The organism is Novosphingobium sp. RL4, from assembly GCF_035658495.1.
GTDB lineage: Bacteria > Pseudomonadota > Alphaproteobacteria > Sphingomonadales > Sphingomonadaceae > Novosphingobium.
In genome coordinates, this window is the sequence record NZ_CP141944.1 from 1,469,262 (window position 1) to 1,488,745 (window position 19,484).

23 protein-coding genes are annotated in these 19,484 nt (G+C 63.0%); 3 read left to right on the top strand and 20 right to left on the bottom strand.

Annotated features, from left to right (window positions below; genetic code table 11):
* Positions 1-101 precede the first annotated feature (101 nt).
* Positions 102-2,297 carry a KAP family P-loop NTPase fold protein gene (locus U9J33_RS07270; protein WP_324698741.1) on the bottom strand — a complete coding sequence of 732 codons (2,196 nt, stop codon included), beginning with the start codon at positions 2,295-2,297 and terminating at the stop codon, positions 102-104.
* 378 nt (positions 2,298-2,675) lie between these two features.
* Here U9J33_RS07270 and U9J33_RS07275 point away from each other — a divergent pair, with 378 nt between their 5' ends.
* Complete coding sequence (locus tag U9J33_RS07275) at positions 2,676-3,011, top strand: hypothetical protein (protein WP_324698742.1); 336 nt, start codon at positions 2,676-2,678, stop codon at positions 3,009-3,011.
* Positions 3,012-3,252: 241 nt separating this feature from the next.
* Here the strand turns inward: U9J33_RS07275 and U9J33_RS07280 are convergent, their stop codons facing one another.
* From U9J33_RS07280 to U9J33_RS07360, 17 genes are all read right to left on the bottom strand, one after another.
* Positions 3,253-4,071 carry a DNA adenine methylase gene (locus U9J33_RS07280; RefSeq protein ID WP_324698743.1) on the bottom strand — a complete coding sequence of 273 codons (819 nt, stop codon included), beginning with the start codon at positions 4,069-4,071 and terminating at the stop codon, positions 3,253-3,255.
* 178 nt (positions 4,072-4,249) lie between these two features.
* Complete coding sequence (locus U9J33_RS07285; protein WP_324698744.1) at positions 4,250-5,194, bottom strand: hypothetical protein; 945 nt, start codon at positions 5,192-5,194, stop codon at positions 4,250-4,252.
* Positions 5,191-6,912, bottom strand: coding sequence for a sialidase family protein (locus tag U9J33_RS07290; RefSeq protein WP_324698745.1), 1,722 nt, complete (start codon positions 6,910-6,912; stop codon positions 5,191-5,193). The genes U9J33_RS07285 and U9J33_RS07290 overlap by 4 nt, the downstream gene beginning before the upstream one ends.
* Before the next feature lie 12 nt (positions 6,913-6,924).
* Positions 6,925-7,884: a hypothetical protein gene (locus tag U9J33_RS07295; protein ID WP_324698746.1), complete on the bottom strand. Its 960-nt coding sequence runs from the start codon at positions 7,882-7,884 to the stop codon at positions 6,925-6,927.
* Positions 7,884-8,525 carry a phage tail protein I gene (locus U9J33_RS07300; RefSeq protein ID WP_324698747.1) on the bottom strand — a complete coding sequence of 214 codons (642 nt, stop codon included), beginning with the start codon at positions 8,523-8,525 and terminating at the stop codon, positions 7,884-7,886. The genes U9J33_RS07295 and U9J33_RS07300 overlap by 1 nt, the downstream gene beginning before the upstream one ends.
* Positions 8,522-9,427, bottom strand: coding sequence for a baseplate assembly protein (locus U9J33_RS07305; protein ID WP_324698748.1), 906 nt, complete (start codon positions 9,425-9,427; stop codon positions 8,522-8,524). The genes U9J33_RS07300 and U9J33_RS07305 overlap by 4 nt, the downstream gene beginning before the upstream one ends.
* 79 nt (positions 9,428-9,506) lie before the next feature.
* Complete coding sequence (locus U9J33_RS07310) at positions 9,507-10,178, bottom strand: phage virion morphogenesis protein (RefSeq protein ID WP_324698750.1); 672 nt, start codon at positions 10,176-10,178, stop codon at positions 9,507-9,509.
* The gene (locus tag U9J33_RS07315; protein ID WP_324698752.1) at positions 10,175-10,657 is read right to left on the bottom strand and encodes a phage tail protein; all 483 of its coding nucleotides are present in this window, start codon (positions 10,655-10,657) and stop codon (positions 10,175-10,177) included. The genes U9J33_RS07310 and U9J33_RS07315 overlap by 4 nt, the downstream gene beginning before the upstream one ends.
* The gene (locus U9J33_RS07320) at positions 10,641-10,772 is read right to left on the bottom strand and encodes a hypothetical protein (RefSeq protein WP_324698753.1); all 132 of its coding nucleotides are present in this window, start codon (positions 10,770-10,772) and stop codon (positions 10,641-10,643) included. The genes U9J33_RS07315 and U9J33_RS07320 overlap by 17 nt, the downstream gene beginning before the upstream one ends.
* A 7-nt stretch (positions 10,773-10,779) precedes the next feature.
* Positions 10,780-11,181 carry a hypothetical protein gene (locus U9J33_RS07325; RefSeq protein ID WP_324698754.1) on the bottom strand — a complete coding sequence of 134 codons (402 nt, stop codon included), beginning with the start codon at positions 11,179-11,181 and terminating at the stop codon, positions 10,780-10,782.
* Positions 11,178-11,759: a hypothetical protein gene (locus U9J33_RS07330; RefSeq protein WP_324698755.1), complete on the bottom strand. Its 582-nt coding sequence runs from the start codon at positions 11,757-11,759 to the stop codon at positions 11,178-11,180. Before U9J33_RS07330 ends, U9J33_RS07325 begins: the two co-directional genes overlap by 4 nt.
* 4 nt (positions 11,760-11,763) lie before the next feature.
* Entirely contained in the window at positions 11,764-12,108 is a 345-nt protein-coding gene (locus U9J33_RS07335; protein ID WP_324698756.1) for a hypothetical protein, read from the bottom strand.
* A 3-nt stretch (positions 12,109-12,111) separates the two neighbouring features.
* Positions 12,112-12,336 (bottom strand): tail protein X, encoded by a 225-nt coding sequence (locus U9J33_RS07340; protein WP_324698757.1) that lies wholly within the window; start codon positions 12,334-12,336, stop codon positions 12,112-12,114.
* The gene (locus U9J33_RS07345; RefSeq protein ID WP_324698758.1) at positions 12,336-12,818 is read right to left on the bottom strand and encodes a head completion/stabilization protein; all 483 of its coding nucleotides are present in this window, start codon (positions 12,816-12,818) and stop codon (positions 12,336-12,338) included. Before U9J33_RS07345 ends, U9J33_RS07340 begins: the two co-directional genes overlap by 1 nt.
* A 119-nt stretch (positions 12,819-12,937) precedes the next feature.
* Positions 12,938-13,735, bottom strand: coding sequence for a phage terminase small subunit (gpM, locus tag U9J33_RS07350; protein WP_324698759.1), 798 nt, complete (start codon positions 13,733-13,735; stop codon positions 12,938-12,940).
* Positions 13,736-13,785: 50 nt separating this feature from the next.
* Complete coding sequence (locus U9J33_RS07355; protein WP_324698760.1) at positions 13,786-14,904, bottom strand: phage major capsid protein, P2 family; 1,119 nt, start codon at positions 14,902-14,904, stop codon at positions 13,786-13,788.
* A 49-nt stretch (positions 14,905-14,953) separates the two neighbouring features.
* On the bottom strand, positions 14,954-15,769 hold the full coding sequence (locus tag U9J33_RS07360; protein WP_324698761.1) for a GPO family capsid scaffolding protein: 816 nt from the start codon (positions 15,767-15,769) through the stop codon (positions 14,954-14,956).
* A gap of 161 nt (positions 15,770-15,930) precedes the next feature.
* On the opposite strand from U9J33_RS07360, the gene U9J33_RS07365 reads away from it, so the two are divergent.
* The gene (locus U9J33_RS07365; protein ID WP_324698762.1) at positions 15,931-17,784 is read left to right on the top strand and encodes a terminase large subunit domain-containing protein; all 1,854 of its coding nucleotides are present in this window, start codon (positions 15,931-15,933) and stop codon (positions 17,782-17,784) included.
* Positions 17,781-18,833: a phage portal protein gene (locus tag U9J33_RS07370; RefSeq protein WP_324698763.1), complete on the top strand. Its 1,053-nt coding sequence runs from the start codon at positions 17,781-17,783 to the stop codon at positions 18,831-18,833. Before U9J33_RS07365 ends, U9J33_RS07370 begins: the two co-directional genes overlap by 4 nt.
* On the opposite strand, the gene U9J33_RS07375 is transcribed toward U9J33_RS07370, so the two are convergent.
* Both U9J33_RS07375 and U9J33_RS07380 read right to left on the bottom strand, forming a co-directional pair.
* Positions 18,830-19,117, bottom strand: coding sequence for an addiction module antidote protein (locus U9J33_RS07375; RefSeq protein WP_324698764.1), 288 nt, complete (start codon positions 19,115-19,117; stop codon positions 18,830-18,832). The genes U9J33_RS07370 and U9J33_RS07375 overlap by 4 nt on opposite strands.
* Before the next feature lie 44 nt (positions 19,118-19,161).
* A complete protein-coding gene (locus tag U9J33_RS07380; protein ID WP_324698765.1) occupies positions 19,162-19,452 on the bottom strand; it encodes a type II toxin-antitoxin system RelE/ParE family toxin in 291 nt (96 codons plus the stop codon).
* Positions 19,453-19,484: the final 32 nt, after the last annotated feature.

The window sequence follows — 19,484 nt, forward strand, 5'->3', positions numbered from 1 at the left end:
ATCAGCTTTCGCGGGGCCGCATTTGGCTGGGCGTCCAGCCAAATGCGGAAGTGATGGTTTACATCGATACGCATTCGTTAATCGAAGCAGGCGATTCCGGATCAGTCGCCGTCTTGTGGCGAATGATCCGCCAGGGCTTCACGCAATGCAGGGATACCGCCAGCAAGCGCCTCGATCCTCGCACGTTCTGCTGGCGACAAATCCGCAGCATCGCCAAATCGGTCGCAACCTTCGGCGATCGCATCAATGTCGTAGAGATCCACCTCCATCTCGCGGAAGACCCGATATCTGATTTGCGGGCGATCTGTCGACGACCACAGCAGGCCGGCGGAAAGTTTTGCAAGTGAATGTCCGTCGCGGCGCGCCTCTCGTGCCAGCCACGCGCGGGCAGCATCTCTGTCTCCAAGATGCTCCCAAGCTCGGGCCAGTTCGTAAAAATGAGGCAAACGCGTGCGCTCCTCTTCCGTCATCGCCCTGATTTTAGGGAGCAGGACGGCGCCCAGTGAAGCAAGGCCATCTTGCGCGATGAATTCACGGCGCTCGTAGCCGTTGCTCTCTATTAGACCGAGCGCACGGCCAAGATCTACATAGACCGAGCAAAGCGCGCCGACGTCGTCCGACCGCTCGAAGATTGAACCAAGAGCTTGCATCGTGGAATTTGGACCGAGACAGGCAAAGATATTGCAGACAAGGAGGTGATGGCTTGGTGCAGGTCCACCAGAGCCCTCTTCATTACTGACGGAGAAGACCTGCATTGAGCAGTCCACCAGCGCTTCGAGGAGGGCAATGAGATCTTTCGGACCGAAGCCGTCCACGCGATGGAACAACTCTTCGAAATAGTCCCGTGCGAGCGATCCTCCTCGTTCGTTGAAGAGCGCTAGAGACTGTTCAATCAGATGGGCGTGGCGACTGCGAGTAGTTCCCGGCGTCGCCGCCTCCTCGATCAGGCGTCTTGGAATCGCGAAGGGCGATGGGGCAAGGCTGAAATAGGCATCGAAACCGGCATTGGTCGCAACGCCGCGGCGCGCAACAACTTCGCCCCACTTTTCGTTCGAAAGCCCGTGATGATTTGCAAAAAGCGACGTTTTATTTGGAAAAAGGACACATAGCATCCTTACGAGATCCGCCCTCGCTCCCTCGGCGAACGACCTTGAGAGTTCGAGAGCAGCAGCCTTCTTCTCTTCGTCGGTTCCGGTAGGCCATACTCCCTCGCCAAGCAGAAGTGCACGGTTTTCTCGTACCCAGTCGAATGCCTTGCGGTCAAACAGGCGCATTGCCTCCATGCACAAGACATCCCAGGCATCGACTTCGTCCTTGAGCGCTGCCCAGGCGAAACGCATCGCATTCGACAGCCTCACGACGTCGCGCGGGTGGCGAATCCAGCGATGAAGCCCGTAATTCATAATCTCCAGCCAACGGATACCCATTGGCGGAGCGGGCGGCATATCAACAAGCGAGGTTTCAAGCATGCGCATCAGGGCGCTGCCGCTTGGCAGCGGGACTTCGATTTCATGTTGAACGATCTTTTCGGCGAAGCCCGAGCGCCCTCCTTCTGCGTTGCCCAGACTGTTCAGTGCCGACCAGACGATCTGCCTATCATAGGATAGAAGATAGGTTACGTTTGGTAGGTGCCCAACGGTCTTGACCATCTGCATCAAAGACCTGATCTCGGCCGAAGTCAGGCGGTCGATGTCGTCGATAAACACGAGGAAGCGGCGATCCGCCTTCTTCAACCGATCGACTAATTGCCCGTAAGTCTTCTGGAGCGATGGTTCCGCCAACCACTTTTCCGCGGCCTTCTTGACGGTAGCCTTGGTGACAACGGCGCCTGCAGCAGTAGCAGCTCCCCCCGTATGATCGATCACCAAACCTACGCTTGCGGCGGCATCGATCAGCTTGTCCGCGCCCGCATCGACGGCTCCCTTCGTCCTTCTGCGCCAATTGTACCACTTTTCCGCTCTATCTCCGATCCTCTCGGAGAGCACCTTGAAGAATGCCGCAGCCAAATCTTGGTGCCCCGAGACAATCCAAGGCTCGAAGTCGAACCATTGCAGGTTCGATATTTCTTGGCGGTCCTCTTCTTTCCATTTTTGCAGATGGCATTTCACGAAGTTTACGACAGTCGATTTGCCTGACCCCCACTCTCCGTGGAGGCCTACCACATATCCGTTGGGCGCGTGCTGCGTGACCAAAGCCTCGGCGAGACGTCTGGAGAAGTTCGCAAATCCCAGCACGTCGTCGCGCCACGGGCTGGTCTTAGGAGCGTCATCGGCAAATTGATTGCGGGGGGTGGTCATGTGTGGGCCTGAAGTCTCGAAATACGGCATGCGTTACGCTGCGCTGAAAGTCGTGCAGTGCCGCATTTTACTGTTTGGATCGGTACCGGCAACAGGGGCGGTGGTGGCTATCCCCTTGAATGGCGTGGATTGTAGACTTTAGGGTTCTCGTCATGACTGAGCCTTCTCCAAATATCCGTGGAGCACCCGTTTAGACGCTCCTCTTCAACTACGTCGATTTCGTGCGGCGGATCTGCACTGCCTGGAAACGGTTGGGCAGCATTACATCGCCAAACGAAGCGATCGGCGCCTCGGAACGGCGAGCATGGGTGGTTTGCTGTCCTACCGCTTTTGTGGCGTTGCGTTGGAATACCGCCACTTTTGAAGTACGGCAGCTACATGCAAGTAAATGACTATGACCTTGAACTTGAGGAGCTTCAACGTCGGGCGACGTTGCGGCTGTTGGCGTCGGAAATCTTCGATGCGGAAGCCTTCACTGCCCTCCGCGAGCACATCTGCCGGAAGGCCGAGGAACTGCGCAACGAGTATGTTATATCAAAGCAGATACTTAAATGCCTGCGCGAAGCTTCCGGAGCGATCCGCAACCAAGCGCAGCACGTCCCCGCTGCACGCGAAAAACTGCACGTCGCAAATGACTTCGAGATGCTGCTGGACCTCTTGATAGCTGGCGAAGGCTGCGCGGATCGCCAGCCGGGAGTGCCTCGTATCATTTAACCAGTGTCTGTTTTTCGGGCTGTGCAAGCGAGATCGGAACGTCCGCAACGGGGCGTCTGCCGACTGGCAGGAAAACTCCTTTGTCGACGATGCGCCACACCGAAGGCGACGGGCAGCTATCTGCCGATCTGGGCCCGCAAGCCGTCGTTCTGGAATAGGCCATCTGAAGACCTTAGAATTGTCGAGTTCGGCGTGGGCGTAGGCCCCCCGCACCGTTACAAGGACGCGGGGGGCTTTTCATTCAATTGTCGTTAGCAGGCAGCGGGTAGTTGCTGATCAGCACTTCCCGCGCAGTGCGCGGCTTCGAGCCAATCGTGTAAGTTGTATCGGCCTGGGAGATATGGAAGTCCCCAAAGGTTCTGCGCACGCCCTCATTGTCATTGAGCGACATGAGGAACTTTCCCTTGATTCCTGCCAGTTGCGTGGCCAGCGCGTCGAAGTCATCGCGGCTGAAGACATCCTTCCCGTAGTCTTTCTCGCAGGCCCAGTAGGGCGGATCGAGATAGAACAGCGCGCCCTCATGGTCGTAGCGCCGGATGAAGTCGGCGTACGGCAGGCGCTCGATCGTGACCGACTGCAGGCGATCGTGCAAATCCGCGAGCATCGGCTCCAGTTTCCCCACATCGAAGCGCGCCGGGCTGCGTGCATCGACACCGAAGACGCGGCCATTGACCTTTCCGCCGAAGGCCAGGCGCTGGACGTAAAGGAAGCGGACGGCGCGCTGCAGGTCGGTGAGGCGATCAGGATCCTGCGCGAGAAGCCTTTCGAATTCGGCCCGGCTTGCGACCCGAAACCGCAGCATGTCGACAAGGTAGGGATAGTGTTCCGCAAGGCAGCGGAACAGGGTGACGACATCCCCGGAAATATCGTTGATCGCCTCTGCGCGCGGGCGGCGGCGGCGCCGCAGGAAAATCCCGCCCATGCCCACGAACGGCTCCGCATAGCTGGTATGCGGCGTGCGCTCGATGATGGCGCAGATGCGTTTGGAAAGGTTGCGTTTTCCACCGATGTAGCCAGCGACGGGCGCAGTGGGGGAAATGAGAACAAAAGGGGTAGACATGTTGGATTTCCTGCACGATGTCCCTTCCGCGCCTGAGACGCGGAAGGGTACTTGATGGGACAGGCGCGCTGCCCGTCAAAGTGCGAGTGCAGGCTCGCTGGTTTCGAGATGCGGGAACATCCGAGACCCCCTTCCGTAAAGGGGGAATTCTGCTGCGTGAAGACGCTTCGCTTTAAATTCAGCTTCCGATCTGCGGGTTGGCGGCCCTGATGGCGGCGCGCACGGCGGTGCGGGTGGCGGCATCGATCGTGGGCAGGATCGCGAAGGTGGAGAACAGGCAGTTCGCCCTGCCCGTACCGCCGTTGCCGCCATAGAGCATGTCCATGGTCACCTGATTGACCAGCGCGCCCGGCGTCGCCGAAAAGCCCGCCACGGTGGCGATGGCCACGCCGTCCATCAGCAGGGTGGCGTTGTCGTTCAGGTAGTCCACCGCGATTTCGAGGATACCCCACTTGCGGTTGGCCAGCGCCACCGGCGCGGCTTCGGTCAGTGTCCAGCTGGTCCCGCCGCCCAAGCGCCGGATCACGGCATAGTAGGTCGAGCCATCGGCGGTGATGCCCAGCTGGAGGAAGTCCTTGGCGTTGCCGGTGCGCAGGGCAAACATCGTGCGGTTCGCGCCCATCGCGGTCTTGGGCTTCACGGCCAGCATGATCGTGCATTCGTTGGTCAGCGCCAGCGCGCCGGGCAGCGCGCCGGAGAAGACGGAAGACTGGGTTGCGCTGACCGACATGTCGATGACCGGCCGCTGGCTGGCAGTAATCCGCTGCGGCTGCAGGTTCTCGGTCGTCTGGTCGAGCCGCAATGCGTAGGGCGCCAGGCTGAACATGTTCTTGGTGTACGGGCTGCCGTCAGCCCTCGGATTGCAAAGCCACGGATCGACGAAGGCATAGCAGCTGGCCAGCGCATCCCCGGCAGCGGCGGCGGCATCGACCGCCATCTGCATCTGCGTGGACATGTCCATGTTGGTGGCATCGCCGCGCCAGCCAGCGTCCAGCGCCAGGCGCACGCCCGTCTTGAGCGAGGCCTTGTAATTGGCGATTTCCCAGCGGGTGAGGCCGACCTTTTCCAAGGCGCCCGCCACGGGCATCTGGCGGTTGCGGATGATCTTGGACAGGACGCTCATGCAAGGAGGCTCCGAACGGTATGGAAGGAGAGGAAGAAGGCGTGGTGCATGCCGGCGTTGCCGTTGCTGAACAGGCCGCGGGCTTCCTTGAAGTCGAGGATGCGATCGTCGAGCTGGCCCAGATCGCTGTACCCGGTGTTGCGGGCGAGATCGGAGTTCGTGTCGTTGCGGTTGAGCACGTCCCGGTACGCCACGTCGGACGGCCGGTAGAGCGGCCCGTTGTTCAGCCATGAGCCCTGCGCGCCCAACCGGTAGCTGATCGACAGGGTGAGGTTGTAGCGAAGCTCGGACGTGGTTTCGTCCACGCGCGGCGCCTGGTTGTTGGACACGATCACGCGCGGCACGCCGTCGCCGCCGTCGAAGGTCAGGATCGCCCCGGCCGCCACGATGTCCGGCAGCGAGGGCTCCGGGTAATGATCCAGCATCTGCGTGCCTTCGGCGTTGTAGATGATCGTGTAGCGCAGACCGTCCGCATAGCGGGAATTGACCATGAGCCGCCCGGCATCCTCGGGAAGCTGACAGATCGACTGTTCGGACGTGGGGATGCCCGCCAGCGCGGCGTTGGCCGAGGACATCGTGAACGAGCGCTTCCACGTGCCGTGAGGCGTCTCGCTGGTGTCGGCGCGGTCCAGCGTGGCAAGGCTCAGGCCCTGATTGCCGCGAATGGGATAGAACAGCCGCCCTTCGCGCGTGGCGATGCCGTGCGCCGGGCAGAACAGGTTGTCCTGACCCAGCGTCAGCATCTGCTTGGCGTTTTCGCCGCTGATCGGCAGGGCCAAGGCGGTATCGGCCTGCCCCTTCCACGTCAGCAGATTGTCATCGCTGTAGATGCCCACGATCTGCTGCGGGATGCGGCGGCCCGCCATCAGCCACCACACGTCCGCCACCGGGTCATAGACCGGCGCCGGATCCGCGAAGCCATAGCCAAGGGTCGAAACCTCGTCCGCTTCGCGCATCAGTTCGAACTGCGGGTTGGTGGCCGAAAGGGTTTCCAGCATCGTCAGGAAGCTGGCGGTGGGATCGGTGCGGATCGTCTTTTCGATCCAGCGCACCTGTTCGAAGGTGAGCACGCGGGCGATCACGCGGCGGGTGGCGGCATCGCTGCTGGCGCCCACGCGGCCTTCGCCGACGAACAGCACTTTGTCCTTGCCCACCGCGAAGGCGGGGATGCGCACATAGCTGGTGGTGCCCCGGATGGAGGCGGGCCACTGCGCGTTGGACGAGAACAGGACCGGAAACTCGCGCGAACGGTAGAGCAGGCCCTCGATCATGTCGTTGTAGCGGCGCTGGTCTTCGGCGGTGCCGTTCGGCAGCTTCACCTTGCGGTGAATGTCCTCGCCGTTCGGCCCCACCACCATGCCCAGCGCGTCTTCGCAGAAGAAGCGGGGGCTACCGTCCGGCAGGGCGGCATATGCGCTGTCGTTCAGCCGGTTATCGACGGCCGCGAACCTGGTGACGATGCCGTCCAGTTCGGCCGTCAGATTGCGGTTGCCCACCAGCACCATTTCGCCCTTGGCGTTCACCGCCAGATGGACTTCGCCCAGCGGCCCTTCGATCAGGGACTGAAGCGCGGAATCGAAGGTGGCCGCCGCATCGAGCTGGCGCGATCCGAACACGGTCGCGAGCGGTGCTTTCACCATCGCGCCGTCCTTCACGAACGGGACGAGTTCGGTGCCGGTCACGGTGTCGGCATTGGGAAGCAGGGAAATCTTGGTCATCGTATCGCTCTTTCAGACGCCGATCGTGCGGATCCACACGGTGATCGTGCGGTTGTCGGCATTCCAAAGCCGGATGCCGGTTGGCGGGGCGCCGACGATGCCGGTGATGCCGGTGTTGTCCTGGACGTCGGTGATGCCGCCCGCCGTGCTGACGGCGAGCGATGGATTGACCCATTCGGTGTGGGCCACCGGCAGATTGAAGGTGACGTAAGTGTCCTGGGGGATATTGACTTTCCCCCAAGTCACCTTCTTGCCCGAGGCGTAGACCTCATATCCGCCGTTCTCGATCAGGCTTCTTTCGACGATCCGGTCATATGCGGAGCCGTGGTAGCCATCGAGAAGATCGGCATCGAGACCCGAGGCAGCACCATCGACCGTGAGCAGCTTCGCGAGCACGTCGGCGGCGGTGTAAGCAGCGGCATCGAGCGGCGTGAAGCCCAGCCAATCGAGCAGCGATGCCTTGGCGGCAGCGGCCGTGAGCGCTCGCAGTTCGTCCAGCCCGGCCTTGGCTTCGGCCAGCGTCGCCAGTTCCACCACGCCGCGCATTTCGGTGGTGGCGGGCGGGTTCGTGAACAGGGCGTTCCCGTATTCGATGTTTGCCGCCACATCGCTGCCGAACGAGATATCGAAAGCCAGCAGCGCGAAGGCCAGCGCCGCCTTACTCAGGATCACGTCGGCGCCGGTATAGATCGCAAAGAGCACGCCGTCCGACATGAACAGGCCAAGCCCGGTGGCGGACCACACATCGGCGGAATAGTCGTAGGCGGTGAGGTGCGTGATGTTTGCCGCCGCCGCGAGGCCGGATGTCACATCGATCCGCTTGAATTCACCCGGCAGCACGGTGAGCGTGGGGGCATAATCGAACGGGGTGGCGGTGAGGCCAAGGTGGGAGAGGACCACCTTGTCGGAACCGGCGGCGCCCTGCACGGCGGCAAGGCCCGCGTCAGTCAGCTTGAGGGCAAGCGAGGCCATCAATGGGTCTCCAGATAATCGAGCCCGTCCTCGGTCAGAACGGGCTCACCGATTTCGGTTTGAAGGACGAGCGACCAGTCGCGGCTCGCATCGTGCTGCGCCTGGTAGTCGGCGCGGTGCATGCCCCCGGCGAACCCGCCTGCTGCCATGAACAGGGTGGCCTGAGCTTCCAGCGCCTGGACGAAATCGAAATGCGCGCTTGCCGGCTTGGCGACGGCCACATCGGCAATGATTTCATCGGCCAGAGCAGAGGTCAGGAAGCTTGCCGGGATTTCGGAGGCCGGTGCCCGCACTTCAAACGTGTGCGGTTCGCGCGGAGGGTTGGCCTGATACCATTCCACGATCTGGAATGCGGGATGGTACCGGGCAAGCACTTCTTCCACGGCGCTGCGCGAGCCCTTGCGGCGGTGATAGGGAATAGCATCGGCAACGGCCTCCCGCTTGCGGGCAAGGCTCCATGATGTCTTCCAGTGGCTGATCGCGAGGCCCCATGCCAGCCAGGGCAAATGCCCCGCAGGGCAAGCGACAGGCGACCACACGTCGCGTATCGGCGCGGCGAAATCGAGCAGGCCGGCCGCCGCCTGTTCCAGCGCCTTTTCCAGCTTCGTGGATGCCGGGGGAAGGATGGAGGCATAGGTCATTCGTTGGTGCCCGCGAGGCGCGCGGCCACGCCCGTGCAGAAAGGAGCCTGCGTGCGGGTGATGGCGACATCTTCGACGGGGGCGTTGAACCTGATGTTCTGCACGCCTTCGACGTGCGCGGCCCGGAACAGCGCGGACATGGTGATATCGCGGCCGACCCGGTGGCTTTCATCGACATAGGCCTGAACGCTGGTGAGCGAGGAAGCGAGGACCAGCGTACCGTCCGGGCCGTTGTAGGTGGTCAGGTCATAGTCCACCGCATAAGGGATCACCTGCGCGGACTGGACGATGACGTAATCTGTGAGCGGACGGCGGGTATCGGCGGAAAGATAGGCCTGCACCACATCAATCAGCCGCTGGGACGCGGTCCCGTCATCCAGGCGCGAAAGCAGGGATATAAGGACAACACCGGGAGACGGGCTGGTAGCGGTGGCATCCAGCACTTCGGCGTCCGCAGAAAGAGCGTGGAACAGATAGGCGCCTTCGGGACCGGCGACAGAATAGCCTTCGGGAGCAAGAACCATGCGGCGCCGGAATTCGGTATCGCTTTCCATGACCGCAGCCGTTCCCGTGGCCTCATCGGCAGGGGTGACGGTCTGGCGCATGATGCCGAAGGTGGCTGCGATGTTGTCCAGATCGCCTTTGACCGCGAAGGCGGGCATGACCGCACGGGCCGCGTCGTTCACGCGCTGGCGCAGCAGCTGGGCCAGATAGGTAAAAGTCTGAAGGAGCTTGATAGCCGGATCGCTGTCTCGGGTCTCGATCGTGACGCCGAGATCTTCCATCTCCGATTTGAAATGCGCGATGGCGTCCGCGAGCATCGTCTCGAAGTCGAGCGTCTCGATGATATCCGGCGCCGGCAGGCGCGAGAGATCGACAGCGGTGAAGGTGGGATCGGCCATGCCGGCCATCTCGCGGTGGAGGCGGGGCGCGCGCTATCCCCCGGCATTTGGCTGGACGCCTGACCAAATGCCGGTTTCGTCATCCTGCAGCCAGATGGTCGTAGAGAACATCCAGCAGTCTTTCGCGGTCGGCGTGGGTAGCGCCGAGCAGCCGGCGTCTAGGATAGGATACCGCCTTTGCATTCCGGGAAGGCTTGTCGCGCAGACCATGCTGGTGGACATCGGCGATCTGAGAGACCTTGCCGGTAAAGCCGACCCAAAAGCCTTGATCGTCCACCCCCGTTTTCAGGAATCGCGACGAGGCAAGCCTTCTGAACATGGCGCGGCGGCGCAGGCTGCCGCGACGGCGCAGCCGTCCGCCACCCGAATTGCGATGCTCTTCCGGCACCGGGAGCCATTTCACGATCTTGTCGAATTCGAACGAGCGGATCGCGCCTGCTTCGATGTCGAAACCGGTGAGCATCCGCCCGGTGCCCCAGGTGAAGCTTTTCATGATGACGCGGCGCGGCTCCCCGCCGCCGCCGCTGGGATAGAGAAATGACGCGGCGCCGCGCCCCGATACGGGCTGCGTCTTTTCCCGGCGCGCGGCGAATGGTGTTCCATCCGGTTGCCTTTGCGCGGTGATGCGTTCGCGTTGGCCGATCGCAAGTTCGCGGGCCATCCGCCGCATGAGCTTGCGGCGGGCGGACGAGGACAGGTCGCGGATCAAAGCCCCGGCGATGCGTTCGATTTCGGCCAGATCTTCGGTCATGCGGAAGGATCGGCCAGAAGAGTTTCATCACCCACGAACAGGCCGGAAAACGATGTGCTGACGCCTTCGAACGCGTCTGCGAAGCGTGGTTCGGCGGGCCGCTCAATGTCGTAGCCGGTGCCGCCGGCACGCGCTTTGACCAGGCGGCTTTCGGTCAGGTCGATAGAGAATTCGATATCGGAGGTTTCGCTGTCGAGCAATTCGGCCTCAAACGAGAAGGGCGAGCTATCCTGCCGGCGCAGCAGCTGCGGCTGTTCGTTCTCTATCCATGCCAGCAGGGGAACGATCAGCACATCGGCGTCGCCCGCGAACTCTTCGATCATGACCTTGAGCGTATATTGGTAGGTGAAGGACAGGGTGCGCGACTGTCTTGATGCGACCGTACCGCTTTCGACGAAGATCTGCAGCCTGTCCGGATGTGTCTTCAGGTCTGGAATGTAGGCGGTAAGCCAGCGCCGGAGGCTATCGGCTTTTCGCATTACCGCCTCCCTGTGCCAGACGCACTTCCGCTTGCAGTTCGATGAAGGCCGCGCGGATCTGTCCGGCGACGTCGTAGACGGCCTGAAAGCTGGTCTGAGCGTCGGCGCCGGTCATCTGCCCTTCAGCGCTGCGCCGGACTTTCGGCAGCATCGGGGGCGGTGCCAGGAGGTGCGCCGAGACGGTCGGCGTTGGCGGTGTCGGCTGCACGGTCGAGCAGGCCGACACCATCAGCATCAACGCACACATTGCGATAGACCGGGCGTTCGATGACTTTCTGCGATTCATGGTAGATTTCCCTGACGTCTGCCTGCCGGGTGTATTCGGCGGATTGGTGGGCCTGCGCGGAAGCGTCGATCTTCCCCTGCAGCTGATCCCGGAGGGCATCCGCCGCATCGTCTGCGCGCTTCCGGGCAGCCTGTTCCTGCGCAGCGCCAATGCGAACTCCATAGGAGAAGCCGCCAATGCCCGTGAGACAGGCGACCAGAGCGCCGGAGAGCGCGAGATGCGCGATGCCGATCGTCATGCCCAGCGCCCCTTGTCCAGCGCTGCCTGGAAGCGCTCGGCATAGCCTGCGATCAGCTGGGCCTTATCGGTGCCGTTGATGATCCGGCGGGCGTTGATGAAGGCTTCGGAGGTTCCGCGCGCGACGATGTATTGGCCGAGCCTGCGACCGGTGAAAGCACCGTCCTGCATGCCCTTGATCAGGATGCGGGTGGCGATGGCCGGATCAAGGGCAAGATCGAAGTCGCGCAGCAACAGACCGTTCAGGCCCAGCGCCTTGTCGGCCCATTCATAATTGAAATCCCATGTCAGCTGAACAAGACCGCGCCCATACTGGGGCTGACCGTATTTGCCCGCGGCGGCATAGGGGCGGCCTTTGCCAAGGCCCCATTCGGCTTGGGGCAGAAAGCGCGCCTCATGCCAAGCGGTGGCAAGCCCATAGGCCAGCCAACCGATGGGCCAAGCAGCGCCGCCCGCAGCGACCAGCATCAGGTTCAGGATATTGACCTGCGCCTGGGTGAGAGTGCCGGTGACCTGACGCACGGCGGCGAAAAAGGCGGCGGCGTCCCCAAGCGAACGAGAACGGTTAGCGGTGGCCATGGGGTCAGTCCTTCTTGGGCAGGAAGCGATCGGCAAGCCGGCCCGGCATGCTGGCGAGCGTGTCGATGGTGGCTTTTGCGATTCTTGGGGTGGCATCGAAGGCAAGCAGGGCAATGCCGAAGCCGAGGGACTGCGAGACGAACCCGTTCCAGTCCGTGGCCGCGATGATCGCGAGCGTGGCATAATAACTGACCGTAGAGCCGACGACCCACTGCAGGACGCGTTGCCGCCACGGCATGTTAGGCTTCCACGCCTGGGCGACTGCGGAGCCGATAAGCGAGGGCATAAGCGAACCGATCAGGTCGATCCCCCATTCGGATACGGCGTGGATGAGAGTGCGCAGGTCCATGGGTCAGCTCCAGAGTTGGATAAGCGGCAGCGTGGGCGTGGCCGCCGTGTCCGCCGTGGCGGGGACAATCACGGGGGTGCCGAGGGGAAGGATGGGTTCGAGCGCGGCAAGGCCGGGATTGGCATCGCGCACACGGGAAAGGTCAGCGGGGCCGAGACCCGCTTCGCGCGCGAGAAGCTGATCGAGCATGTCACCCTGCAGGGCGATCAGGCGCTGGGCCTTCGCCATCAGAGCAGGTCCACGACCGTTCGGCCGCGCCCGGTGAGATCGCGCACCGCGTGCTGGGCATCGCGGCGCAGTTCGCCGATCGAGGGCGTGAGTTCTTCCGCCTGACTGCCGCCGGCACCGGTCGTGTCGAAGTCGCGGTGGCGCTCGATCAGTTCGGCCTTGGCGTAGAGTGCGACGGCGCGGTGGTAGCGCAGCAGCTGCACGCTCTGCCCATCCAGCTGTGGGGCGGGGACGGCGGCGAGCGTGGCATGTCCGGCGGCGATCTGCGCGGTGGCATAGGTGCGCACGTCGACCGCTACAGTCATGATCGCGCCGAGGATCGCCGCGCGCAGGCGGGCGGGCGTGATGCTGCCGGGGATACGTGCCGCTGCGCGCACGGCGCCGGGATCGATGTCCGGAAAGAAGCCGTCGTTGGTAACCGGCGGTTCGGTCTGCGCAGGCTGCTCGATCTCAGCGGTGGGCGGGATGGCGACAAAGGTCATGATGTCTTCCGATCTCCCGCGCGCGGCAAACAGGGGTGGGGATCGGGTCAGCTGCGGCCCTGCGGCCCGAAGGCCTCCCGCAGCGCGCGATCCGCCCCTGAGCGCCGGGGGCGAGCTTGTCAGGCGGCAGGGGTGCCGCTGGTGTCTGTGATGGCCGCAGCGGCGTGGACGGCCGCCAGCAGCTTGTCCGCGCGCTTGATGCGAGGCGTGACGCCGACGCGGTTGTGGAGGCGATGGGCTTCGCGCAGGTTGACGAGCGCGCTGGCCAGTACGTGGGCGCTGTCTTCTGCGGCCATTTCTTCGGCCTTGCGCAGTTGCTCGATACCGATGGCCTTGAGCAGTTTCGCACGTACCTGATCGTGAATGTCCAGGCCGTGGGTCAGGCTGTCAGCCGTATCGAGCACCGATGCGTCGAACGCCTCTCCGGCATTCTGGATCTTGGCGGCTGCGTCCGCGATTTCCTCAACGATAATGGTTGCGACGTCGCGTTCGTAACGCCCCGGCATTTCCACCCGGTGCCGCAGCAGAAATTCGCCGAGATCCAGCGCGCGGCCATATTGGCCTGTGTCGATCATCCACACCATGCAGGTCGGGACGACGTCAGCAGCAAGACCGGTGCCGACGCCCGCGTCGGCGGAAAGGATGCCTTCGATCCATGATGCGTACTCGGGCAGCATTGCGCGCTTCGCCTCGATCTTGCGGTCGATCGACTTGATTTCCTTGAGGCGGCGCAGGTCGTGCGTGAGGCGCAGGACAATCTGCGCCGCAGCGCGATCGGCGGGCGATGCGGTATTCGCCCCCGCTGCCGGAGAGGCGACAGCAGCGGGGGCGAGCGCCACCCCGCGCACAGGTGCAACGGCTGCGGTGATGGTCTGGGCAGCGAGGATGCGATCACGCTTACGACGAGCAAGGCTCATGGTGGTGTCCTGTGGGTGGGGTGGTTTTCGGAAGAGGCAGCGGTCGCCGATCAGGCGGGTTTCTTGCCCATGACGATGTTCTCGACGAGCGCGCAGCGGCCGTAATCCTCGACCACATAGGCTTCGTTCACGGATTCGTAGTTTTCGATCTGATCGAGCGCGGGCTCGTCCTTGATCAGCCGGCGGCGGGTCTCCTCCTGCCAGTAGATGGCGAGGTTCTTGAGGCTGGTGATCAGGATCGCGTCTTCGGGGAAGAACGGGACGATGATCGCGCGCTTGCCTGCCAGCTGCTTGGGCAGGGTCAGGATACGGTGTGCGGCTTCGTTTTCAGTGGCGGTAGCGCCGGCGGCCTGCAGCAGGTTCAGGTACTTGTCCTTGACCAGCTTCCACCCGACGATGACCACAAGGTCCGTATCGCCACGATGCCACGGATCGAGCATGTCGAGGGCATCAAAGGCGAGGGCGTCGAGGTTGGCGTAATCAGCCTCGGCCGTGTCGGTGTTGCTGCCAGCGCCGTCCACGACCTCGACGCCGAAGGCGACGTAGATGGCCTTGGCGCCGGTGGCGGGTTCGTTGCCGGCCGCCGGAACGTAGGTGCTCAGATCGCCGTCGTCGACCACGCGGCTAGGCGCGTACGTGCGGATCTTGTGCAGCCATCCCTCGTTGACGTCCTGCAGGAGCGGGAATTCGTCACGGTCAGTGTCATCCGCCGCCTCGACGCCGTTGAAGCCGATCATGATGCGGTCCCGGCCCTGCTGTTCGACGATGACGTCGCGCAGGAGCGTCTGGAATTCCGGCTTGTGCCGCCAGGCATCCAGCTTCACGTACGGGATCGCGTGATCGAAGTTGGTCTGATGGCAGAAATACTTGCCCTTATCTCCGGTATCGGTCGGATCGCCCGGCGTGCGGCGGTTACCGGCGCGGGTATTGGTGCGCCCTGCCAGCGGACGGGTGACGCCGACACCAACCTTGGCGCCGGTCTGCTCGGGCACGCCGATGATGCTGATGTCCGAAAGGAAGTCGCTCGATTCCTGAATTTTCGCTTCGAGCGTCTGTTCGACATTCGGGGCGACGGTGAACTTGGCGACGACGTCTTCCGCGTCAATGCCGTTCAGTTCGGCGACACGGCCGACATACTTCTTGTAGTGCTTGCGGGTTTCGGGGCGCATGCAGGGAACTCCTGAGGGGCGAGGGGAGGCGAGGGGACGAGCGCGGCGGTCAGCAGTCGGTGACGACCGCGTTCCCGCCGCCGGTGGCCGGGGAGCGCTTGAAGTTGTGTGGCTTCTCTTCAGCCGTGAGCTTCGCCTCCAGCGCGTCGAAGCGGGTGGCGAGTGCCGTCACGGCATCGTTCGACGGCTTGACGGCGGCGGCCACCTGTTCGCCCATCACGGCGGCGAAGCGTTCGATGTCGGGAGTGTTGTCGTTGGCGGGAGCCGGGGCAGGGGGCGGGGTAGCAGGTTCCTTGGGCTTGTCCGACTTGAAGAGCGTGGCGAACGCGGCAATGAAACCGGACCTGGTCGCTTCGGCGATGGTTGCGCCGTCGAGCGACGGCTCGATCTCGATCATCGTTTCGTGCGCCGTGGAGAAGACGTTCGGGCGCGACATGGCAGCGAACTTGAGCGGCTCGGTGCCGAGCGAAGCGGGCTGATCGGTGACGGCAAGGCCGACGAGGTAGGCTTCCTTGGTGTTGGCGAAGGAAGGGTGAATCTCGCAGCTGGTGAACAGCTTCTGGTTGGCCTTGTTGATCGCGAGTAGCTGATCGTTGGCATCGATCTCGGCGTAGAGCGCCAGAAGAGTTTTCTTCTCGCCGCCGATCGTCAGTTCGACTTCTTCGGTTTTGAGCGACAGGACCGAGCCATACGCATTGAACGGCTTTTCCGGGCTGTAGCCGGCGATGTGCTCGCAGTTGATGCGCGCTGTGTAGGTCGCCGGGTCGTAGTTGGCGGCCATCTGCTCCAGCCATGCACGCTCGATGACGCGGCCATCGACGGTGGCGCCTTCGACGGCGACGCGGAAAAACTTGCTCTTGGCCATGATCGGTCCGGTTCCTTGAGGGTGCGGCGGGTTCGGCAGCGGTGTTGACCCGGCCAAAAGGACCGCTGGGGCGCATCTTCTCAAGGGCGTCCATTTGGTCTGGCGCTGGGCCAAATGGACAGCGGTGATTGACGGCAAAAACGAGGCGCATGGTCGCCGCCATGAGCACAAACGCGACCCTTCCCGACCCGCTGGCTTCCGCATGGAAGTTCGATCCGCGCCGCCATGCCCGCAGCCTATACTGGCGGGGGTGGGGCGTGACGCAGATTGCGGACGAGTTCGCGCTGCACGGCGTGACCAACGACCAGGGCAAGGCGATCCCCCGCCCGACGATCGAATCGTGGCGCCAGCGCGACAAGTGGGACGAGGCGCCGTCGATCAAGAAGATCGAGGACGGCCTTGAAATCCGGCTGCTGACGCTGATCGCGAAGGAAAAGAAGACGAGCGCGGACCTCGTCGAGATGGACGCGCTCAACAGGTCGATCGAGAGCCTGGCCCGCGTCCGGCGTTTCGAGCAGCCGGGCGGCCATAGCGGTGACCTCAACGAGAAGGTCGGCAATCGCAACGCCGGGCCGCGCAAGGCGCCGAAAAAGAACCATTTCACCGAAGAGCAGGCCGAGGAACTCAAGCGCATCTTCCTCGACGGGTGCTTCGATTATCAGCTGCGCTGGTGGAAGGAGAAGGATCAGCGCACCCGCATGATCCTGAAGTCGCGCCAGATCGGCGCCACCTATTTCTTCGCCTTCGAAGCGCTGATGGACGCGATCGAGACCGGGCGGAACCAGATCTTTCTGTCAGCGTCGAAGGCGCAGGCCCACCAGTTCCGGTCGTACATCGTCAGCTTCGCCAAGCTGGTGGGCGTATCGCTGGCGGGCGATCCGATGGTCATTTCGTCGGATCTGCGCCCGCAGGAGGAGGCCGGGGCCGAACTGCACTTCCTCGGCACGAACTTCCGCACCGCGCAGGGCCGCAGCGGCAACTTCTACTTCGACGAATTCTTCTGGGTCCATTCGTTCGAGGAGCTCAACAAGGTCGCATCGGGCATGGCGACGCACAAGAAGTGGCGCAAAACCTACTTCTCGACGCCATCGACGATCGCGCATCCCGCCTATCCCTACTGGACCGGCGAGCGCCGCAACAAGCGCCGGAAAAAGGCCGACCGGATCGAAATCGACGTCAGCCACCAGGCACTTGCCGCCGGCAGCGTCGGACCGGACCGGGTGTGGCGGCACATCGTCAACATCCGCGATGCGGATCTCGCGGGCTGCGACCTGTTCGATATCGAGGAGCTTGAGGACGAGTACGCGGCCGACGAGTTCGCGAACCTCTACATGTGCGAGTTCGTCGACGACAGCCTGTCCGCTTTCAAGTTCAACGACCTGATCGGGTGCGGCTGCGATAGCCTGGTCGAATGGGAGGACTTCAACCCGGAAGCGGCGCGGCCATATGGCAATCGCGCGGTCTGGGCGGGATACGATCCGCAGTCGAGCGAGACCGGCGACAACGCCGCGCTGGTGATCGCCGCGCCGCCGCTGTCGGAGGGCGGGACGTTTCGTATCCTCGAACGCCACCCGTTGCGCGGTCAGGACTTCGAAGAACAGGCCGCCTTCATCAAGGCGATGCTGGGCCGGTACAACTGCACCTATCTGGGCGTTGACGCGACCGGCGTTGGCGCCGGTGTCTATCAGCTGCTGGCCAAGCCGGGTGCGCTGCCGGGCTGTTCCGTCGCCAAGATCGAATACTCGCTGGAAGTGAAGGCGGGCATGATCATGAAGGCGCAGAACGTGATCCGGCGCGGGCGTCTGGCGTTCGACAGTGGCTACCTTGATCTCGTCTCTGCCTTCGTCTCGATCAAGAAGACGCTGACCACCAGCGGGCGAAACGTCACTTTCAAGGCCGGGCGCGGCGGTGAGGACGGGCACGCCGACCTCGCCTGGGCGACCATGCACATCCTCATGAACGAACCGCTCGACGGGAAGGAAAAGCCCAAGAGCACGATGGAGATTATCGAATGACCAAGCGCAACCGTGCACGCCACATGAGCCGCCGCGAATCGGCGGAGGCGTCGAAGGGCGCTATTGTCGCGGCGAACGATAATCGCGGTGCCGTGCAGGCCTTCACGTTCGGCGATCCCGAACCGGTACTGAGCCGGGCCACGATGCTGGACATGCTGGAGTGCTATCACAACCAGCGCTGGTACGAGCCCCCGATCTCATTGCATGGCCTTGCCCGGGCATTCCGGGCTTCGCCTCACCATTCGAGTGCGATCATCCTGAAGCGCAACATGCTGGCCGCGAGCCTTGAGCCGACCCAGTGGCTGAGCCGGGGCACTTTCAGGGGCATGGTGCAGGACTATCTCGTAATGGGGAACGCGTTCGCGCAGGAGGTTCGCAATCGCCTGGGGGGTTTGCTGCGCCTCGATCATTCGCTTGCGAAGTACACGCGGCGCGGTGTGCAGGCGGGGCATTTCTGGTGGGTGCCGGGAGGGGAGCCGGAAGCAGAATTCGAGCCGGGAACCGTTCACCAGCTGTTGGCGCCGGACGTCAACCAGGAGATCTATGGCTTGCCGGAATACCTGTCAGCGTTGCAGTCGGCGCTGCTCAACGAGAACGCGACGCTGTTCCGTCGCCGCTATTACGAGAACGGCAGCCACGCAGGCTATATCCTCTACGCGACCGGGGAGTTCGCCGATGGCGACATAGACAGCATGCGTGACGCGCTGAAGCGGTCAAAGGGGCCGGGCAATTTCCGTAACCTGTTCGTGCATTCGCCAGGTGGCAAGGACGGCGGGATCAAGATCCTGCCGATTGCGGAGGTGGGCGCAAAGGACGAGTTCCTCGGCATCAAGAACACGACGCGCGACGATGTGCTGGCTGCACACCGTGTGCCGCCCCAGCTGCTGGGCATCGTGCCCGCCAATGCGGGCGGCTTCGGAGACGTGACGAAGGCGACCGACGCGTTCTTCGAACTTGAGATCGAGCCGCTCCAGTCCGTGTTCCTTGAACTGAACGACGTACTCGGCATTGAGGCCGTCCGGTTCCGGGAGCGGGTTAAGGCGGCTTAGGCCGCTGCCTCGATTCGCATTCTCAGGCCAAGTGCAGGTAGCACCTTCACCATGGTCTCAAGCGTCGGGTTCCCGTCAGGGCCGAATGCGCGATAGAGCTGCTGGCGTTTCATGCCGGTTTCACGGGCGAGATCCGTCATGCCGTGAGCGCGGGCGACGATGCCGATGGCGCTGGCGATCACGGACGCGTCGCCAGTGGCCACTGCGTCGGCCAGCAGTTCAGCCTGGTCGCTGGGTTCAGTGAGATGTTCGGCCGCGTCGAAGCGGGTGAGTTCGATAGCCATGGTTACTCCTATGGCAGTGGTGTTTCAGTAGTCTTCGTGGCGGCTCAGGGTATCTGGGCCGCCATTTCTTTTGCCTTTGCGATATCCCGCCGCTGGGTGGACTTGTCTCCCCCGACCAGCAGGATGATCAGACGTTCGCCCCGGCGAGTGTAGTAAAGGCGGTATCCCGGGCCGAAGTCGATACGAGCTTCGGAAACGCCATCCCCTACCGACTTGGTTTCCCCGATGAGGCCAAGTTGAATTCGAGCGATGCGGCCCGCGATCTTCGACTTGGCCTTGCTGTCGCGCAGCGAGGAAAACCAGTTGATGAAGTCGGGGGTCTGCTGCGTTTCCATGTGTCTCTTATAAGTGACACACGGAAAGTGTC